The 20,038-nt window shown below is 45.6% G+C and carries 15 protein-coding genes; 12 read left to right on the forward strand and 3 right to left on the reverse strand.

Going from position 1 to position 20,038, the window contains the following annotated elements:
* Positions 1 to 820: 820 nt before the first annotated feature.
* A complete protein-coding gene (locus NG833_RS23075) occupies positions 821 to 1,633 on the forward strand; it encodes a 7-carboxy-7-deazaguanine synthase QueE (protein WP_254567619.1) in 813 nt (270 codons plus the stop codon).
* Between the two features lie 16 nt (positions 1,634 to 1,649).
* On the opposite strand, the gene NG833_RS23080 is transcribed toward NG833_RS23075, so the two are convergent.
* A complete protein-coding gene (locus NG833_RS23080) occupies positions 1,650 to 2,306 on the reverse strand; it encodes a DUF3318 domain-containing protein (protein WP_015146474.1) in 657 nt (218 codons plus the stop codon).
* A 513-nt stretch (positions 2,307 to 2,819) separates the two neighbouring features.
* On the opposite strand from NG833_RS23080, the gene NG833_RS23085 reads away from it, so the two are divergent.
* Positions 2,820 to 3,761 carry a DUF4344 domain-containing metallopeptidase gene (locus NG833_RS23085; RefSeq protein ID WP_254567620.1) on the forward strand — a complete coding sequence of 314 codons (942 nt, stop codon included), beginning with the start codon at positions 2,820 to 2,822 and terminating at the stop codon, positions 3,759 to 3,761.
* 393 nt (positions 3,762 to 4,154) lie between these two features.
* Here the strand turns inward: NG833_RS23085 and NG833_RS23090 are convergent, their stop codons facing one another.
* A complete protein-coding gene (locus NG833_RS23090; protein WP_254567621.1) occupies positions 4,155 to 7,655 on the reverse strand; it encodes an AAA-like domain-containing protein in 3,501 nt (1,166 codons plus the stop codon).
* A 220-nt stretch (positions 7,656 to 7,875) separates the two neighbouring features.
* Entirely contained in the window at positions 7,876 to 9,273 is a 1,398-nt protein-coding gene (locus tag NG833_RS23095) for an AAA-like domain-containing protein (protein ID WP_254567622.1), read from the reverse strand.
* Positions 9,274 to 9,781: 508 nt separating this feature from the next.
* On the opposite strand from NG833_RS23095, the gene NG833_RS23100 reads away from it, so the two are divergent.
* The 10 genes from NG833_RS23100 to NG833_RS23145 all read left to right on the forward strand — a co-directional run bounded on the left by NG833_RS23100 (position 9,782) and on the right by NG833_RS23145 (position 19,948).
* On the forward strand, positions 9,782 to 10,162 hold the full coding sequence (locus tag NG833_RS23100; protein ID WP_254567623.1) for a hypothetical protein: 381 nt from the start codon (positions 9,782 to 9,784) through the stop codon (positions 10,160 to 10,162).
* Between the two features lie 418 nt (positions 10,163 to 10,580).
* Complete coding sequence (locus NG833_RS23105; protein WP_254567624.1) at positions 10,581 to 11,642, forward strand: aromatic ring-hydroxylating dioxygenase subunit alpha; 1,062 nt, start codon at positions 10,581 to 10,583, stop codon at positions 11,640 to 11,642.
* Positions 11,643 to 11,647: 5 nt separating this feature from the next.
* Positions 11,648 to 12,634 carry a ferritin-like domain-containing protein gene (locus tag NG833_RS23110; RefSeq protein WP_254567625.1) on the forward strand — a complete coding sequence of 329 codons (987 nt, stop codon included), beginning with the start codon at positions 11,648 to 11,650 and terminating at the stop codon, positions 12,632 to 12,634.
* Between the two features lie 313 nt (positions 12,635 to 12,947).
* Entirely contained in the window at positions 12,948 to 14,177 is a 1,230-nt protein-coding gene (locus NG833_RS23115; protein WP_254567626.1) for a P-aminobenzoate N-oxygenase AurF, read from the forward strand.
* A 31-nt stretch (positions 14,178 to 14,208) separates the two neighbouring features.
* Entirely contained in the window at positions 14,209 to 15,258 is a 1,050-nt protein-coding gene (locus NG833_RS23120) for a Rieske (2Fe-2S) protein (protein ID WP_254567627.1), read from the forward strand.
* Between the two features lie 125 nt (positions 15,259 to 15,383).
* Positions 15,384 to 15,671 carry a 2Fe-2S iron-sulfur cluster binding domain-containing protein gene (locus NG833_RS23125; RefSeq protein ID WP_254567628.1) on the forward strand — a complete coding sequence of 96 codons (288 nt, stop codon included), beginning with the start codon at positions 15,384 to 15,386 and terminating at the stop codon, positions 15,669 to 15,671.
* A 5-nt stretch (positions 15,672 to 15,676) separates the two neighbouring features.
* The gene (locus NG833_RS23130; RefSeq protein ID WP_254567629.1) at positions 15,677 to 16,699 is read left to right on the forward strand and encodes an aromatic ring-hydroxylating dioxygenase subunit alpha; all 1,023 of its coding nucleotides are present in this window, start codon (positions 15,677 to 15,679) and stop codon (positions 16,697 to 16,699) included.
* A 26-nt stretch (positions 16,700 to 16,725) separates the two neighbouring features.
* Positions 16,726 to 17,451: a sterol desaturase family protein gene (locus NG833_RS23135; RefSeq protein WP_254567630.1), complete on the forward strand. Its 726-nt coding sequence runs from the start codon at positions 16,726 to 16,728 to the stop codon at positions 17,449 to 17,451.
* 41 nt (positions 17,452 to 17,492) lie between these two features.
* On the forward strand, positions 17,493 to 18,122 hold the full coding sequence (locus NG833_RS23140; RefSeq protein ID WP_254567631.1) for an acyl transferase: 630 nt from the start codon (positions 17,493 to 17,495) through the stop codon (positions 18,120 to 18,122).
* Positions 18,123 to 18,301: 179 nt separating this feature from the next.
* On the forward strand, positions 18,302 to 19,948 hold the full coding sequence (locus NG833_RS23145; RefSeq protein WP_254567632.1) for a GH3 auxin-responsive promoter family protein: 1,647 nt from the start codon (positions 18,302 to 18,304) through the stop codon (positions 19,946 to 19,948).
* Positions 19,949 to 20,038 lie beyond the last annotated feature (90 nt).

Raw genomic sequence — 20,038 nt, forward strand, 5'->3', positions numbered from 1 at the left:
GTTGAACGGGAAGGAAGGTGTAGGGGCGCAATGCGCAGGCCCCAGGGCGTATGCAATACGCCCCTACATTGACGGGGCTACTCCGTTGATCCATCACTACGAACGAACGTTTTGGAGAGTTTATTTTTTGGAGTTCCCTAAGACGAAATCCGGTTCTAGCGAAACCCCTGCCCCGCACCCTGAAGGGTGGGGCTATACGGACAAAGCCTGCCTACGCAGGCTAAGACGAAATCCGGTTCTAGTCGGCGAAACCCCTGCCCCGCACCCTGAAGGGTGGGGCTATACGGACAAAGCCTGCCTACGCAGGCTAAGACGAAATCCGGTTCTAGCGAAACCCCTGCCCCGCACCCTGAAGGGTGGGGCTATACGGACAAAGCCTGCCTACGCAGGCTAAGACGAAATCCGGTTCTAGTCGGCGAAACCCCCCACCCCGCACCCTGAAGGACTCTGTTGGTTATAGGGGAGACCTAACCCCCCAACCCCCTTCCCTCAGAGGGAAGGGGGAGCCGGAAAGCCCTTCTCCTCTATAGAGAGGGGTTTGGGGAGAGGTCTCTTTCACCGATTCGCCAACAGAATCCTCAAGGGTGGGGCTATACGGACAAAGCCCGCCTGCGCGGCGTCAGAAAGAAAACTGACTTGAGACAACTGGATTTGGTATCATACGGAATCCGGTTGTCATAGACCTAACAATACTCTTCAGCCTGCGTAGGCAGGCTTTGTCCTGTGAGCCTCCACCCTTTAGGGTGCGGGTTTTTATAGAAATTTAACAACCAGATTTGGTATCAGAACGTTAATCCCGTAAAGAATCCATCGATTGATCATGACTCATTCCATTGCCGCTCCTCCCACTACAAGAGCGATCGAAGTATTTTCTGGTATTCAAGGCGAAGGATTGAATGTGGGGACTCGTCAAATTTTCATTCGCTTTGGCGGATGCGATTTGCGCTGTAACTATTGCGATAGCGCCCATACTTGGACGGCACCGGATACCTGTCGGATTGAAAAAACTCCTGGCGATCGCGATTTTGAAATTCACCCCAACCCCGTCCCCCTGCCGCTGTTTCTGGACTGGATCGATCGCCAAAATCAACCCGGTTTACATGACAGCATCAGTTTAACCGGCGGTGAACCCTTACTCCATACTCCATTTTTGGTGGAATTTCTGCCTCCACTCAAACAACGAACCGGATTACCTCTGTATTTGGAAACCGGGGGTCATCGTCCCCAACAATTGCAGAGGATTTTGCCTCATTTGGATCTGGTGGGGATGGATATCAAATTGCCGAGTGTCAGTGGGGAAACCCATTGGCAGGCGCATCAGGAATTTTTGAGCCTCTGTTGTGCTGCCGGAGTGGAGGTGTTTGTGAAAATAATTATTTCCGATGACACCCTAGAGGCGGAGTTGGAACAGGCGGCGCAATTAGTGGCGGGGGTTAATCCCCAGGTGACGGTGTTTTTGCAACCAGTGACGCCGCTGAATGCAGGAGAAACGGCAAATTTTGGCGATCGCCCCACCCACACAATAAAATCACCAGCACCCACAAAGGTGCTGGCGTGGCAAGGGATGATGAAACGGTGGCTGCAACCCGTGCGAGTGGTCCCACAAACCCATAAAATGTTGGGTCAGTTGTAGTGGGGTGCGGTGGGGGTTAGTACACGCTTTCCGTATTGGTAGTTGTTTCCCGCGCTGCCTTAACCTTAGCTTTGGCTTTGGCAGCACTGCGTTTGAGGGCTTGCAACCGGGCTTCGTATTTGCTACGCTGCCGTTTTTTCGGGGTGAGTTCCACGAGGGTTTTTAGGGCGCTACCGAGACTTTTGTAAGCGTTGGGGAGAGAATAGCCAAAGCGCGTCGCAAGGGCGATCGCCTTTTCATCTGCCTCCATTGCTTCCTTTAAGGTGCGATCTCCATTGTTTTTCTGATAGAGTCGGTATCCCGCCACGCCGCACAGAGACAGTGCCAACAACAGCAGCAATCCATCCTGTACCCACAGTTCTCCCACTGCACCCCCTAACCCGATCGCCAGCGCCGCCATTTCCCATCCCTCTTTAGAAATGGTGTCGTTTTGGATGCGTGCTACTTCATGCCAAAACAGCAAGTTGCGCTGATCCAGGGCGAGTTGTTCCCACTTCACTAGGTCAATTTGGACTTCCACCTGATCGCTTCCGATTTCTTCACTGCGAACCAGGGGTGGATTCACTTCGATCGCTTTTTCCACCATGACCCAGCTTTGCAATTCCGGCGGCAGTAAGCCTTTGAGCCGTCGGAGTTCTATCATGTCAGCTTTTGTCGTAGTATATGAGGTCATTGCTCAAGCCGCTGAAAATTTGACACAAAAAACAGTTTATCTACTTGGATTGTAGCGATTTTTAGGCCATAAGCACCACTCCACTCCCCCAGGATTCGGTTTCCTGGGGCATCCCTACCCCTCAACAGGGGCTCCAGATGGCCGAGTTCCCTGTTCCAATCCTCGGGATGTTGACAATTTTAAGAAATTATATTATAATCACGGCACTTTCAAAAAGCAACAACTCATTCATTTAATTTGCAAGAGTTAAACTCATAAAATATTGGCAAACTAGATAGTGCCAGGACTTACACATTTTATAAAAGCAAACCCTAAATGTAGAGGCGATTCGCGAATCGCCTCTACATTTAGGGAGGGTCAATGTTAGAGATTGCGTAAGTCCTGATTGCTCGGATCGACTTATGAGACTTTTATCCTCCGGCAAAATAAAGTCCAATTTATGCAAATTAAATGTCAAACACTCTTTAGGGGCCTCTAGTCTAAAATCCATCACTCCAGTTAAGCGACTATTTTATGAAAATTTTGCCCGATCGCCTCCGCCGAATTTATGTCAGTTTGATGAGTTTAATTCTACTCACGCCGGTTTTAATCAGTTGTACGGAAATAGAGATAGAATCCAGTCCCACCGACTCGGAAATTGCTGCAACAGTAACCCCCATTGGCAAAGCGCGATCGGGTAATCTAAACGGAAGCACTCCGATAAGCAATTCACCGACAACAACCCAGCAAACTGCTCAAACTGATGAACTCGAAGATACCGGAGATATTTTAATATTCCATACTCCCGTAGAAGACGAAACCTATCAAGAAGTTCACGAAATTATCCAAGACAGTCAGATTTTTGAGGAAATTGCTGCAACCATTAACGAAGTATTAATCTTACCTAATGATATCCCCGTCTATTTTATGGAATGTGGGGAAGAAAATGCCTATTACGACCCTTCATCGGTTGAAATTACCATGTGTTATGAACTAATCGAACGGTATAAACAAATTTTTACCGAAGACGTGGAAACCGATGAAGAATATATTGCCGAAGTGATTAATGCCGGACTCTTCACCTTTTTTCATGAACTGGGACACGCCTTGGTAGACCAATTAGAGTTACCGATTACCGGGCGAGAAGAAGATGTGGTGGATGAATTTGCCGCCATTATCTTATTACAAGCTGGAGAAGAAGGGGAAAATGCAGTCCTCTCAGGAGTCTGGCAATTTGCAGTGGATGCAGAAGAGGAAGCAGAGTTAGAAGAGTTGACCTATTGGGGAGAACATTCCCTCGATATTCAACGGTATTATAATATGGCCTGTTTAGTTTATGGAAGCAATCCGGAAGAATATCAATTCTTAGTAGATGATGGAGATTTACCAGCAGAACGAGCAGAGGGATGCGAGTACGAGTATGCTCAAAAGTCTCAAAGTTGGGAAGTCTTGCTCTCCCCTTATTATAAAGAGTAAATCCCCGTTCGTAGTAACGACTTCAGTCGTTATCTTCCGGTGTTCGTAGTAACGACTTCAGTAGTTATCTTCCGGTGTTCGTAGTAACGACTTCAGTCGTTATCTTCCCCGTTTGTAGTAACGACTTCAGTCGTTATCTTCCCCGTTTGTAGTAACGACTTCAGTCGTTTCCGGGAGTTCATTTTAAGGAAAAAGTAAGTCATGAATTACTCCTAATTTAATTCTTTCTACGAACGGAGATAAGAGAACGACTGAAGTCGTTACTACGAACGGAGATAAGAGAACGACTGAAGTCGTTACTACGAACGGAGATAAGAGAACGACTGAAGTCGTTACTACGAACGGAGATAAGAGAACGACTGAAGTCGTTACTACGAACGGAGAATGATAAATTTATTCTGCTTGACATAGGGAAGATTGTAGAGTGTAGGTGACATAATCATGTAATTGATCGCAGGCGAGGGTTAAGAGTTTATCTAACTTGGACCGATCGCCTTCACCGTCTAAACTCTCTCGGGAAATGTCGGCAATCGTCCATAGTTTCACCGTTTGGTCCCAACTGGCGGAGGCTAAAATTTGACCATCGGGACTAAAACTTCCCCCAGCAATCCGGTTTTGATGTCCTTCTAGGGTGGTTAATAGGCGACCGTTGCGACTCCAGATTTTCACCGTGCGATCGTCGCTGGCGGAGGCTAAAATTTTGCCATCGGATGAAAAACTCACCCACAACACTTTATCCCGATGTCCCTCTAGTGTATTTAAGAGTTGTCCATTACGAGTCCAAATTTTAACCGTATTGTCATCGCTGGCAGTGGCGATCGCAGCTTCATCGGGAGAAAAACTCACGCTATTCACTTCATCCAAATGTCCTTCTAAGGTAGCAGCTAAATTAAAGGTATCGCTATCCCACAATTTCACCGTTTTATCTGCACTGGTGGAGGCAATTAATGTCCCTTTTGGACTAAATTTCACCTCAAACACTCGTCCTTGATGGCCGGTTAAAGTTGCTAGAAGATTGCCGTTTCGATTCCAAACTTTCACAGTCCCATCCCAACTGCCAGAAACTAGGCGATCGCCCTCCGGAGAAAAATTCACACTATGCACTAAATCCGAATGTCCCCGCAGGGTCTGCAAAACCTTCCCCTGTGGGTCCCAAAGTTTGACCGTTTTATCCCGACTTGCCGAGGCCAAAATTTCGCCATCGGGAGAAAAGGCCACCCCCTGGACCCAATCCTGATGTCCTCGCAGGGTTTGCACAAGAGTCCCGTTTTGTTGCCACAGTTGCACCGTGTTATCCCGACTCCCCGAGGCCAAAATCTCGCCATCGGGGGAAAAACTCACCGTATTCACCAAATCCTGATGTCCCTGAAACACCTCAATTAACCGAATTTCAGGATTCCATAACATTGTCGTATTATCCCCACTCGCGGAGGCCAAGGTTTTGCCATCGGGGGACCAGGCAATGTCCCAGACGGCAGCACTATGGGCCGTTAAACGCTTCAGCAGGGTCCTATCATAGACACTCCAGAGTTTAACGCTGTGGTCCTCACTCGCCGTCCCCAGCAGATTGCCATTGGGAGACCAAATTACCCGAGTCACCACATTATCATGCGCTTTGAAAGCATTAATTAATTCTCCATCCCGAGTCCAGAGTTTGACCCTCCCATCGCCACTTGCCGTTGCCAAAGTTTGACCATGGGGAGCAAAATTCACGGTAGAAACACCGCTTTGATGTCCGGTCAATGTTGTTAATAATTCTGCGGTTCCTGTGGGAGTAATTTTCCATAGTTTTACTTGATTATCATAACTGGCTGTAGCGAGAATTTCACCATCGGGAGAGAAACTAACATCAGAGATTTCTTTTGTATGGGCGGTGATAGTTTGAATGAGGATGGGTGGAGTTTGGGAGTTGGGTTCGATGCGCCAAATTTTAGCAGTTTTGTCCGTACTGCCGGTGACAAGTAACTGACCTTGAGGACTGAAACTCACGGCAAAAACACTGCCTTGATGTCCGCTGAGGGTATGAAGAAGAGTGCCATCCATTCCCCACAATTTGACGCTATGGTTGGCGGTTGCTGTAGCAAGGGTTTGTCCGTCTGGGGAAAAAGCAAGTCCATAAACGCGATCGCCATGTTCTAAGGTATGCCGTAATTCCCCTTGCGCTGTCCACAAAATTGCTGTACCATCAGCGCTGGCGGTGGCAATGGTTTCTCCGTTGGGAGACCAAGCAACATCCCAAACCCATCCGCGATGGCGATTTAAACTATTCTGTTCTTGAAGATTGGCTAAAATGGTTTCTAAATTAACCACTGCTGGCGCGATTAATTCGGAGGTGGCCCAATTGGATTGCAATTTTCGACCGGCCCGAATTGCATTCACTAATGCTTCAAGCTTTTCATTGGAGGAGTTCTGGATTCGAGAGGCTGAATTGAGGGCTTGAATTTCAGCAATTTCGGCTTGTCTTTTTTGGGAATTGGCCCAGAAAATAATAGTGAGTGAAACGAGGGAAACGGCACAGAGTCCGACTAATCCAAAGGTAATCACCCGTTGGGCTTTTTGATAAGCAGTATCCAGAATTTGTTTGGCTTTTCGTTCTGCTTCTAAGGTGATTTCGGTTTCAATTTTGGCTAATTCTAGGGATTTTTTCTCGCTGTTTTGACTGGCGGAGAGAAACTGGTAGTCGCGATCGCTTAAACTTTTGTCAGCGGCCCAGTTTAAAGCATCCTGTAGCGCCTGTCCCCGCAATAACCGGGAGGAATCTTCCCCGCCACTCTCCCACCAAGCGGCGACTGCCTCAGAATAGGGACGCAAGTTCGCCAACTGGTTCTCAATCCAGTCGGCATTAAAAATCTGTTGATAAATTCGGTTAAATACAGTTAAATTGCCATTGTTTTTAACCACCAAACCCGAGAGGCGCAGTTGGGTTTGTTCCGGACTATTATCTGCTGGGTAACCCTCCGGGTGCGCTGTTAAAATCTTTTGATAGAGTCCCAATCGTCGCGGGGTGCGTTTTTCATCATAAAGGAGGCGATCGCGAATTGTTTTTAAATGGTCTGGTTCATCCTGAGACTCCCAATTTTCCAACAGATACGCTTCAACTAATGCCCCTACATTCGGTCGAGAATTATGAGCTTTATCCACCAATAATTTACATAATTTTTGAGTTAAAAAGGGTTGTCCCCCCGTCCAGTCTAAGATTTCTGATAAAACAGTTTCCGGATCAGTAAACTGCTGATAAAATCCAGGAAGTAATGCCGGTTTCGCTTCGGCTAAAGTAAACCCATGCAAGGCAATCGCTTGTCCAATATTAAAAGGAGTGCGCTGTTTGTCGCCGATTAAATCCGAGGGAGTTGCAACTCCTAACAAACAGAATGTCAGGCGATTGTAAGGGGGATGATGGGCCCGTTGATTGTAACAAGCGCGAATAAAGGCAAAAAAATCATCCGTGGGGAAATTTAAACTGAGAATACTATCAATTTCATCGATAAAAATGACAATCGTTCCCGGAATTTGCACCAACACCACGGTTTCGATAAACTCCCGAAATCGACCCAGGGGGGATAACCACTCGCGATCGCGCCACCAAGACCCCAGATTCACCTCAAGCTGCAAATCCAGGGTCAGACTGCGAAGCATATTCGCATACCATTGAGTTGAAGTCCCCTGCTGGATATTGTCCATCGAGATATCAATCACACTACAGGCAACCCCCGCTTGTTTTAACTGCCGCATCACCTGCACTCGCAAGCTAGATTTGCCCGTTTGTCGAGAATTCAATACATAACAAAACTGTCCTGATTTTAATCCTTCATATAGCTCAAAATCTGCCTTTCTTTTGACATAAGTTGGCGCATTTTCAGGTAAGGTTCCGGAGAAAATATAGGAGTCTGTCATGATTGATTTACCAGTTTAAATTGGGACTAAATGGGGAGGACCCCCCCTAGCCCCCCCTTGCTAAGGGGGGGAATTAGAATTGAGATTAAGATGATTTCCCTTACCATTTAAGTCCACTTCCGGTCCCCTCCCCTTGGCAAGGGGAGGGCTAGGGTGGGGTTCCCTCCGATTGTCAAAGGTTCCGATTTTTGATTTCATGCAAGAAGCGTTCAACCTATTATTAATTCACCGCCAAACGCACCGAAAAATACTGACGATATAGCTCAAATCGGGGAGTAACATTATTATCATGTAACTGGACTAATCCCATACTATATAACTTAAAAGCCCGTTCAGAAGGAATTTTAACGGGTTTATTTGCCATCACCACATCGCGAAAGGCTGCTGCCAATTCTGGGTGATGTTGGAGATTCCATAAATGTTGGCGGAGATGGTCACTAAATGGCCCTGCTTCTGTTGGCGCAATCTGGGAAAACTGCTCTAATGTCATGGGTTGACGACATAAAAAATCCAGGGATTTTCGGATTAAATAGGGATGTCCCCCGATCGCACTCATCAAATGCTGAACTTCTGCCTCGGTATCCCAATTTAAGCCATACCGTTGGGCTAAATCCTGCACCTGTAAGGCGGTAAATTCTGGTAAGGGAAAGACAGCGCCCACGTTGGCAAGGGGAGAATGATTGATGTCCAAGGCGCTATAAACTTCCGTAGAATGCACCACAATTAATCGCAGTTGTTTCCAGATATCCCCCCGGCGATCGCTGCGTCGGGCAATATCATACCAAGCGCGTAATAATCGACAAAAATCGTTAGCAATTTCCGGATGTTCAAATACCACATCAACTTTGTCTAAAGCTAAGACTAACGGACTTACTAATTGAGATAAAATATACTCCTCAAAATAAACCGTGCAATTGTTATTACAGCCAAAAATATCGTCCCAATAGGTTGATAATTGATTGGGTAATCCGGATAATTGACCGACACTGGCGCAAAACCACTGCAAGAAGGTCCGGAGGTCGGCAAATACGGTACTATCGGCCAAATCAAAACTTAAGGTAACGGTGTGATAGTTGGCAGTTCGGGCCACTTCTAGGATGCGATCGAGGAGGGAGGTTTTGCCCATTTGTTGGGGGGCTTTAATCCGAATTAATGCCCCCGGTTGCGCGATCGCCACTTGACATCGCGCTTCTATCGGTGGACGGTGAACATAAAACCGCGAGTCCAAGGGAACCGACCCTTCTGAACAGTCTAGGATGGGTCCCTTGAGCGTTTCTGGGGTCACCCAACCCTCGCTTTTCAGCAAAGACTCTACTCTCCCCTGGGAAGGGTTTAAGGTTGCTTTCCAATGTCGTTCTAACGCTGTTTTAAAGTTTTTCTTACTGACTTTCTCCCCTAATGATTCCGATAAGCGTTGCCAGAAATCTTTGCCAACCATCCGGTGTAAATAGTTGGCGGCATATTCCGTATTTTCCGCAATTTCTTCGTAAGTTTTGTCTTGCCAAGCACCCCGAAAAATCATCATTTCGATATCGGTGATATGCTTTCCCGTCTTGGCAAAAATTACTTGATCGGCTATTTTGAATGCTTCTTCAAAATTGATAGGAGTTTCCTGCATAAAGCTTAAAGTTTTAATAAAGAGAACGGGACTCTCCGGGGTAATAGCTATTAATTTGTATTATATCAGGTTGCTGCGGTAGCCTAGGGGCCACAGCGAGTAGGGGTCGGGACACAGAACACTCAATTTTCGGGTAGTTTTACGAAAGAAGGTAAAAGATAACGAATGAGTAATTGACAATTTTCAATTGCTAATTTTTGTTTGTCCATTGTCAGTTGACCAATGACCAAGGACCAATGACCAAGGACCAATGACCAAGGACCAATGACCAAGGACCAAGGACCAAGGACCAAGGACCAATGACCAATCCTAGAATCTCCCGGAGGAGTTGGAAAAATTTTTTTTCTGTCCGGATTTCCTGGGTCAGGAAAAGTAATAAAAAGTCATCAGCGATCGCCGTCCCAGGAGCCAAATGTCAAGATTTCATGACTTCTTGGCATTTCCTAGGTCATAAAAGGTATCGGCGATCGCGGATACTATCATATACAGTACACCTGGGAGGGTGCTGATGTATTACGCTTACCTCACTGTCCCAAACCACGAGTTTGAAGAACTGTTTCCCCAGGGTGTGCCTACCTTTGGTTTCACACCTGATGATTTCATGGAAATTTATGATGGATGCACCGGCGAGTTGATGGATATCGAACCGGCCTTTCGCGTGAACCGCGCCGGGTTGACCTGGGACCAAGAACTCGCCCTTTTTCAAGAATACACTGCAACGATGAACGATCCTCTTTTTGTCAAAGGAATGTTTAAATTGTTGGACAGTGGTTGGTTTACCCTTCCCGAGTCCCAAGTGCAATCCGTGGTATGGCGCGATCGCGAAGAAATTTTTTGCTTTCAATATAATAAAAACAAAACAATGGATGTCAATCCTTTATTAACTTAGCTTTGTGCTCATACAATGCCATATCCATTGTTCCCCTATCTCTCCAAACCAGCGGGTGAGATGAGGAATTTTTTCTTAGGGAAAATGTACCCCGCCAGAGGGATTGGCTTAGGGCCGTGGGTTCTGGGGGAACTCCCGACCCGTTTAAACGCTTGCTAATCCGAACCATAGAGACCCTCTTGTTTGACGTTCCTTTTCGTTTATGCTTATTCACAATAACAGCAGTAGAACCGGGTAGGAGACTGGGTTATAGGCCAGTTTCTGAACTGTCTGGTGAGGACAACCCTCAAGTCTATTGGACCTGTTTTAATTAATCTATCAGCAAGTTATGGCTTCAAAGTATCCCTTAAGTAGGGACTTTGAGGTTTGTTATAATCGATATCAAAACTCGATAATTTTTTGAAAACCCGGAAATTCCATGCTGCAATTTGAATCTCAACCCCTTTCAGATTTAGCCGAAAGTCTACGGACCGTTCGCCAAGCCAAAACCTTTAATAATCCCGAACGATTTATCGAAGGGTGGTACTGGGCTCTCCGGTCTAAGGACCTAAAAATTGGTCAAGTCAAACCGATCACCCTCCAAGGTCGGGACTTGGCCATCTATCGAGGAAACGATGGCAAAGTTGTCGCCTTAGATGCCTACTGTCCCCACATGGGCGCTCATTTGACTGAAGGCAACGTTGACGGCAATGGATTGCGCTGTTTTTTTCATAATTGGAAATATAATGATCGCGGTCTGTGTGTCGAAAGTCCAGGTTTAGATAGAACGATTCCTGCCAAAGTTCGGTCCTGGCCGACATCAGAAACTTATGGGTTAGTCTGGGTTTGGACCGGCGAGACACCGCGACATCCGGTGCCTTATGTTCCGGAACTCGCCGGGAAAGATTGTGATGCTGGTTTTGGGTTAGGGTTCGGCAAAAACTGTCATCCCAATGTTGTGATGATTAATGCGATCGACGCCCATCATTTTAATACGGTTCATAATCTCCCCGTTGATGTCAAATTCGAGAAAGAAAACCTCAACGACAACGCCATTATTTTTCGCAACATCACCCGAGGGGGAGACCAATCTTGGTTTATTAAGCTGATTCGTCCCCTTTATCAAAATGAAATCACCTATAAAATGTGTTATTGGTATGGCAGTACCGGCACCGTGACCGTAGGGCCAGACTTTTTGCACTTCCACATTATGTTTAGTATTCGTCTCAAACCCGATGGCAAAGCCGAAGGACAAACCATCGCCATTACGGAGAAACGTCCGGGGTTGTGGGGATGGTTCTTTAATCGAATTGTCCTGTGGATTACCTTGCGGGTAGGCAATTATTTTGCTAAAGGGGATACCAAATTGTTTGAAACGATTAAATTTGATTTAAAAACCCCGACTTTAGCCGATCAATCGATTATTCAGTTTATCGAACAAGTAGAAACACAAAAACCGCTCAAATGGGAAAGTTGGGAGACAGTTGAGCATCTGTCATAATTGGGGTGACTCTGGGAAAAACCTGGGCTAGACTACGCCATAATGGAATGGTTGCCACGGAGTCACCGATGAGTCAATCTTTATTTACTACCGCGCGGTTTGACTTACCTCATGTTACAGAAGGCGATAAATTACATCGCCTTCTTTCTGCTGCTTTAAAAAGCAAAGTCAGCAATTCGTCTCAAATCCCCCAGTCCCTCACCTCGGCCTATTGGAATTCATCTTACTTTGGCCTAGATCAGGTTAAAATTTTTCAGGATTCCACCGGGGAAGAACAGCAGCAAATTTTACATCTATGTAGCAATGCACTCCTGGAAGAAGCCTACTTTGTAGAAAAAGCGGGAGTGGGATACATGGCGAAAATGGTGATGCTGGCAGAAACTACCGAAGAACTGATGCTGTATGGGTTATTTGCAGCGGATGAAGCCACTCATTTAGCACAAATTCGGCCATTTTTAGCCGATCGCGACCCAGTGGCAACGAGCGATCGCTTTTTAGAATTACTGGCTGAAATTGTGGAGATGGAGGATAAAAGTGTTTTAGTTTTTGTGATTCAGGTGGTGTTAGAAGGATGGGGACTCAGCCATTATCGCCATCTCGCTAACGACTGCTGCGATCGCGAATTAACCCAGATGTTTCGCGGATTTCTCGATGCCGAAGCGCGACATCACAGTACCGGCGTCACCTTGTGCGATCGCCACCCCATCACCCCGCAATCCCAGAGTGCGATCGTAGAAGCCCTCACCTCATTCTTGCAGATGGTGCAGGTAGGACCCCAACGAGTCGTTCAGGCGATCGCGCAAGTCAAAGGGGATTTATCCCGTCCCCAACAAATCAAAATCTTCCAAGAATTAGACACCGAAACCCACAGCGGCACTCGCCTCCAACTGTTGCGATCGCTCCTCCGCTCCGACCCCACCCATTCTATCATCAATCACCTAGAAGAAAAAGGCTCATTCACCCCCTATCCCCCAGAACAATGCATCCTTTAATAAAACCCATCCCCAGTTCGTAGTAACGACTTCAGTCGTTATCTTCCAATGTTCGTAGTAACGACTTCAGTCGTTATCTTCAATAGTTCGTAGTAACGACTTCAGTCGTTATCTTCAATAGTTCGTAGTAACGACTTCAGTCGTTCTCTTCAATAGTTCGTAGTAACGACTTCAGTCGTTCTCTTCAATAGTTCGTAGTAACGACTTCAGTCGTTATCTTCAATAGTTCGTAGTAACGACTTCAGTCGTTCTCTTCAATAGTTCGTAGTAACGACTTCAGTCGTTATCCCCCATCCCCTAATTCATCCCCATTATGAACAACATTTTCAACGAACCCAAACCCAACACCCTCCTAGAACACGAAAAAATCTACCGAAAACTCCAACTCAACTACCACCGCAATCAAAAACAGGACCAAACCGCATCCATTGACCAAGCTGCCAGCGCCTTCTCCTATTCCAATTGCCAACAAGAATACTGGAACCCCGAAGAATTTTCCCTCCTCTACGGAACCCCACTCTGGGACCAATCTACCCCCAGTCAAAGGCTAATTTTAAATCATCTCTACTGGGTTGCCTACTACTCCCAAATCATCTCCGCAGAAATTGCCACCATCCTGTTTAATCAAACCAGCGCCGCTGGATTGTATGCTCAGGAAGACTTTCGCTTAGTCTGCGATATGCTCGACCTAGAATCCGCCCAAGAACGGGCGCATATAAACGCATTTAAAACCATTTCAGAACAAGTAGAAGCAACCTTATTTGGCAAACGCATCTTCACCTACCCCATGCGCGGACCCTACACCGAAACAATGGTTCACGCCGATACCAACGCCTTAAAAACCTGGTGGAAACAATTACAACTCCGATGCTTTGGAATGCTCTCGTCCGGGAATACATTTCTAGCTTGTCAGTATTTTACCGTGCGGGGAGTGCGAACCTTAAACGGGAAATTGGTCCAACATAAGTTAAGCCAATATTACCAAAATCACCCAGATAAAGAGAATGCTCCAATCCCCGCTAAAATCTCTTATTATCATTTTTTAGATGAGAGCTTTCATTTTAACAGTTCCACCCTGTTATCTCATGAAGTGGTAACTTGTTTGAAAAAGCCTACCCCCTTCGAGATATTTATCGCTAACCTAGGGTTGCGCGGATGCCAACAAGACCATGCTAATTTTTCCGTAGCAATTAATGGGATATTTTGGTACGATCCGGCCCTCTATTCGGCAGTTTATCAACTGTTGCGATCGCCCGTCTTTGCCATGAGTGATGCCGATGCCAAACAGATGATGCAGGATTGCTTTACCCAAGAAACTGAAGGACTCCATCGCAGTTATCAAACCCATCAAGAGGCGCGGGCTTCCTATCAAGTCTATCTCGAAAAAGTGGACTATGCCTGGAAAAGTAACCGAGAAATGTCCATTATGGCAGCGAGTTCGATTCCTCGCTATCTAGCCACTCATAAAAAAGCTCTCTCTCGGCATTTTTCTGGCTCTTTTACCCATCCTCAGCGTCCTTTATTGCAAGTTGCTTTGGATTAACATTTATCCATTTCATCCCCCTTAAAATTCTATGAATTCCCAGCATAATCAAAACACCCAACCTCGAACCGAGATGCAAATCTTTAATAACTGGGATGTGGTTGCTAAAGGATGGTATATTGCTTGTCCCAGTGAAGAACTTCCTCGAAATAAACCTAAATCTTTGGAAGTCTGTGGACAGCAAATTGTTCTATTTCGCGGTAAAGATGGCAAAGTTTTCGCTTTAGATGCTTATTGTCCCCATCTTGGCACTGACTTAGGAATTGGGCGAGTGGATGGGAATTTAATCCGCTGTTATTTCCATCATTGGGCGTTTGATGGAGAGGGAACCTGTCAGGATATTCCCTGTCAATCCAGCATTCCAGAAAAAGCTCGATTACAATCTTATGCCACGGAGGAAAAATATGGCATGATTTGGGTTTATCCCGATGCAACCGCCCCGGAAGGGGTGGCAGAATTTGATGAACTTAAGGGAAAAACAGTGATTGCCCTGCGCGATCGCCCGTTTGAACGTACCTGCCATCATCACATTTGCATGATGAATGGGATTGATGCTCAACATCTGCAAACGGTGCATAAAGTTAATATTAATATGAATCTGACGTTACAGGAAAATGAATCCGGTACTCTGATGGATTTTACCCTCAGTGGGGAATTTCCAAATACCACCCTGCGAGAACAACTAGCGCGGAAATTTTTAGGGCAAAATTATGCTTATAGCATGAGATATCAGAATGCTTGTTTGGGACTGTTAACTACGATGAAAAATGTTAAATATGTTCCGCCCCTGCACATGATTTATGCTTATCTTCCCGTCGAACCGGGGAAAATTAAGGTCCAAAATATTTATGTAGCCGCCCGTCGTCCGGGAATTTTGGGGTGGGTAGTTACCTACTTTTTATTGTTTTGTACGAAGATGCTTTATTTGTTTTTGAAGGGGGAAGATGGGAAGATTTATGACAATATTCGGTACAATCCGAATGCTTTACTGAGTATCGATCGCCCGTTGGTGGAGTATATGAAATATGTGGAGCGATTGACGCCTTCGGTTTGGTCAAAAGTTCCGGTTAAAGGGGAATAGACTGTCAAAAATTAGGGGTCTGTTTACGGGGTTATTAGTAGGAGGCAGAGCCTCCAATTGGGCATTCCCAGGCAGAGCCTGGGAACGAGGAACGAGAATTTAATTTAATTAAATTAGGGGGGTTTATGAAGCGTTGTTTTGTTAGATTTCCGGGAACAAATTATCCAGCGATCGCCTTACCTCAGCATGACAATTTGGCTAATTATTTGACGGTGCAAAATTCGCCTATTTTGTTTGGATGTCGAACGGGAATTTGTGGGACTTGTTTGTGTGTAATTGAGGGAGATATTCCCCCGGCTAATTTGGAGGAACGGGAAGTTTTAGAAATTTTAGCACCGGGAAATCCTCAAGCGCGGTTAGCTTGTCAGGTGGATGTGACGAATGATATTGCGATCGCCCCTTTAGAGGAATAGCAATTATGGGATTTGAAGACTTTTGGTATGTGGTTGCTCTCAGTGAGCAACTGAAACCCAAAACCGTGCTTTCGCGCACGATTTTGGGGGAATGGTTGGCAATTTTTCGGGATGAACAGGGGGATGTGGTGGCATTACGCGATCGCTGTATGCACCGCAATAGTCGTCTCTCTCGCGGCAAAGTCTGCGATGGCACTCTGCATTGTCCCTATCATGGATGGGTTTATGATAAATCCGGTCAAGTGGTAGCAGTTCCTGCGGAAGGAGAACAGTTTAAAACCCTTGCCTCCCGTCGAACTCCTTCTTATCCCACCCAAGAAAAAGACGGCTATATTTATGTCCGATTAGCAGAGAATTCCAGTCTCAATCTTGACCCGTTTCCCATGCCTTATTACGGCAAACCGGGATGGGAAACGGTGCGTGTGATTAACCGTTTTCGCAACAATGTCACCAATTGTGCCGAAAACTTTATTGATATTCCCCACACTGCCTCGGTACATCCTGGAGTCTTTCGCAAATCCCAGCAAAAACAGTTAGAAATGACCGTTGAACGACGGGATGGTTCAGTGTTTGTCACCTATCGGAATGAAACCACCAATTTAGGATGGTATTCCCGGTTTTTGAATCCCCAAGGCGGGGAAATTTACCATACTGACCGTTTTTCCATGCCAAATGTGACCAGTGTAGAATATAAATTCGGAGAAAACCGGCGGTTTTTTATTACCAGTCAATCCATTCCCGAGGCAGAAGATTCCACCTTGGTTTATACCGATGTGACTTTTAACTATGGCATTTGGAATAAACTCGCCCGTCCTTTTGTGCGTTGGACTGCCCAATATATTATTAAGCAAGACATAGAAATTTTGGGGATTCAGCAACAGGTAATTGAGAAATATGGCACTCAATTTGCCAATACTCCAGCGGATACTATTCATGTTTTTGTGGAATCCATTCGTAAGGCAATTTCAGCGGGACAAGACCCGAGATTACTTCCCCCCAAATCCGTGACAGTTAAATTTTGGGTTTAGGGATTATCCATAGCATCAGGAGATTTATGGCTATTTTTATTGCATTTGTGACGCTGCTAATTTTGACATTTGCCCGAACAGAACAACGGGCTAATATCAAGGCAAAATCTTGGCAAGATTGGCTTTTAGATGGAATTGGATTATGCTTTCAAGGGATTTTAATTCCTCTGCTGCAAATTGTCCTAATTTATCAGGTTTATCAGCATTGGTTACCGGAAAATAGTGGAAGTTTAAACCTACATCCTATTTTCGCCTTTGCCCTAAGTTTTGTCGGAGTTGATTACCTGTATTATTGGAATCATCGCTTGCTCCATAGTCGGGGGTTGTGGCGGTTGCATCTGGTTCATCATACTATGACTGAACGGCAAGTTCTCGGAACTTCTCGCAATACATTATGGACCAGTTTTTTAATTATTTATCTTTGGATTCATGCCTTGTTTATCTATTTGCTTCAAGACCCGACTGCTTATATGATTGGGGTAAGTTTGACCGCGATTTTAGATTTATGGCGGCATAGTGAAATCGAACCCATACCAGGAACGCTGTTGCATCGCTTGCTCTCCCCTTGGTTGATTTTACCGATGGATCATGCATGGCATCATGGGAGGGAGTCTGCTGGGGTCAATTATGGGGCAAATTTAAAACTCTGGGACCGATTGCATGGCACGTATTATGAGAGTACCACGGCACCGAGTGGGCTAGGAATTTCTACTGATTTAACTTTAACTAAAAAGTTGATTTGGCCGTTTTAATCAGATATTTGATGCGGTTTTAATTGTTACCCTCATACTTTATGACCTTACTCAGTTTGATTCTCTCCTTCTTTCCGGCGATCGTCATGGGAATGACCGCAGCATCCTTTCTCTGGATTTGTCTCTCTCCGGGCATTTTAGGGGTTCTCGCTTTACTGTTTTCTCTGTATGGATTTCCTGTCTTAGTTTATCGGATTCATGATTATTTTTATCCGGTCAAAGAAGGAATTTCTTACCTGAAAGGTCCGGATTATTCGCCTTGGTGGGGAGGTCATCAAATCCAGGCGATTTATATTACGTTTCCAGCGATTGAATCCGTGTTACGGCTGATTCCCGGGGCTTTTTCCCTGTGGTTGAGATTGTGGGGGGCAAAAATTGGGCGAGGGATTTATTGGATGCCGAGTTTAGAACTGGCCGATCGCGCATTAATAGAAGTAGGCGATCGCACCATTGTCGGTCATCGAGTCGGGATTTACAGTCATGTGATTAAACCCAAACATAACAATTTAATGTTATATGTAAAATCCGTCAAAATTGGCAATGATGTGTTTGTCGGTTCCGGCACCCATTTCGGTCCGGGAGTCACCATCGCTGATGGCGCTTATCTTCCCATTGCCACCCATCTTTATCCCAATACGAAAGTCACTCCCCGCAATCATTCCACTGATTAAATTTCCATAAAATGCGGATACACCCAGAATTAAGCTGTATAAATAATTAGTCGATTATAATGGGTTTTTCTTCAGAATTTTAGCCCATTAAAACTTCCAGCACCAGGCAAAATACCCCTGTATTTTTGCTTGTTTAATGCTTTCTAATTATTGATTCAGTCCATTGAACTTGGATAACCATGATGCGTCCTATTATTCAACTTTTTTCTTTTCTACTTGGTCTATATGCCTATAAATTTTCCCAGGCTTTAAAAAATCCCCGGAGGTCTCAGCGTTCGGTCCAGCAAGAAATTTATCGAAATTTTTTAAGCAGTGACTATGGCAAATCCCTGAATTTTAATGCGGCTCCCCATGCCTCTTTAACTGAGCAATGGAATCAGATTCCGGTTGTCAACTATGAGGATATTCAAGGTTGGATTGAACCGGCTGAGTTGCCCGGTCCACAGGAGTTAAAAAACTCTTCGCAAAACACTCCATTGCCGGGGAAGTCTCTGACTCCTGAACCGATTTTATTTTATGAAAAAACCTCGGGAAGTCGGGGACCGGCTAAATGGATTCCCTATACCCAATCCCTGCGTTCTAGCTTTAACTCAATGTTTTGTGTGTGGGTACATGATTTAATTCAAAATGGACCCAAATTTGAGACAGGGAAATTTTATTTTTGTATTTCCCCGCAACTGAAAGACCCCCAAGTTATCACTGAAATTTCAGGCGGACTGGCGGATGATTCTGAGTATTTAGATGGGTGGTTGCGGGCCTTACTCAGTTTGGTCTTAGTCGCCCCGCCTCGACTGAAACACCTGCAAGACCCCGATGAATTCAAAGAACAGTTAAGTTTGGAACTGTTATGCGAAGACCACTTAGAAGCCATTTCCATTTGGAGTCCCAGCTTTTTGAAAGTGCTGTTGGATTATATGGAAACCCATCGCGAGTCACTCATCGAGAAATTAGGTCAGAAAATCTCTCGCCAACGCGCCCAACAGTTGAGGTTATCGCCAATTCCCTGGACTGAAATTTGGCCGAAACTGAAACTGATTTCCTGTTGGGATAGCAGTCATTCTCGGGAACAGGCGGAATTTCTGCGAAAACTTTTTCCCGGGGTGATGGTACAGGGGAAAGGATTGCTGGCAACGGAAGCGCCGATGACGATTCCCTTGATTGCCGCCCAGGGATTTGTTCCCCTGCTCAATGAAGTGTTTTTTGAGTTTGAGGATGATACCCAAAAGATTTATAAACTCCATGAGATTAAACAGGGGGAAGAATATACCCTGATTATTTCGCAAAAAGGGGGGTTGTATCGCTATCGGATTGGCGATCGCATTCGAGTCAGCCATTTTTATCACAAAACCCCCTGTTTAGAATTTCTGGGACGCGATCGCAGCATCAGCGATTTAGTCGGAGAAAAGCTCTCCGAACCCTTTGTCCAAACCGTCCTCGAAGACATCTCCTTAGAACGCACCTTTTTCAAAACCCTCGTCCCAGTGACCCAACCCGTTGCCCATTATCTATTGTTACTGGATGACGCCCAAGACTCACCCGAGGCGATCGCCCAACAGTTAGATCGTGCACTCATGCGATCGCCCCATTATCGTCATGCCCGCTTATTAGGACAACTCGCCCCTCCCCGCGTCTTCATCTCCAAAGAAATCCCCCACGCTTTAATCCGATATCAGACCCAATCCGGAAAAAAATGGGGGGATCTCAAACCTGAAATTTTGGCAACCACACCCATTGAAACCGAACTCTTGCACAAATTAGAAACCCTAGCAAATCCTAGTTTTATTTCCGAGGTCCCCTCCGACTCCCAACTCTGTCGGTCCTTTTAGAACCCGACTCACTCCAGCCATTCTCCTTTGGCATTTCTATCGAAAACGCGCCATTATGATTTGATGGATGATAAGGCAAGCCAGCCCAAA

It is taken from the genome of Oscillatoria sp. HE19RPO, assembly GCF_024220515.1.
In the GTDB taxonomy this organism is placed as follows: domain Bacteria; phylum Cyanobacteriota; class Cyanobacteriia; order Cyanobacteriales; family Laspinemataceae; genus Laspinema.